Below are 467 nucleotides of genomic sequence, written 5' to 3' on the forward strand. Positions count from 1 at the left end.
GAATGAGAACCGCGCGCTATCGTCGATAAGCTCACGAGCGACTAGATCCGCGTGGACCTCTCGCACGGCCGGCGTCGCCATCAAGTCACGCAGGCGCGCCTGGATCGCACCGGTTGTCTTGAACGGCGCGCCGCTGCGTTCGTACAATAGTGTGGTTGCGCGGCGTGGCAGCTTCTTGAGCTCCTCCAGCCAAAATGGGTGCATCGGGATCGCGACGTCCTTGCCGGTCTTCTTCTGAGCGAACTCCATGATCCCGCCGCTCACCCATCCATATTGCATGCGGATGCAGTCGCTGACGCGCTGGCCGGAGCACAGGCCGGTGACAATCGCCATGCGAGTCATTGGCGTGGCCTCCTCGAGAGCCACACGCAGCAGGTCGGCCGGCCATGGCTCATGCTCGCCGAGCTCCAGGCGCTTGATGCCGGACGCAGGATTGTCGGCGCGCATGTCCAGGCGCGTGGCGTAAG

At 64.2% G+C, this 467-nt stretch carries 1 protein-coding gene; it reads right to left on the reverse strand.

The genetic code is table 11. The features are described 5' to 3' along the window. Positions 1–447, reverse strand: a 447-nt coding sequence (locus M3147_RS18980; RefSeq protein ID WP_251204954.1) for a hypothetical protein, incomplete at its 3' end; no start/stop codon positions are given. Between the last annotated feature and the right edge of the window lie 20 nt (positions 448–467).

It is taken from the genome of Agromyces mediolanus (genome assembly GCF_023715325.1).
Taxonomy (GTDB): domain Bacteria; phylum Actinomycetota; class Actinomycetes; order Actinomycetales; family Microbacteriaceae; genus Agromyces; species Agromyces mediolanus_A.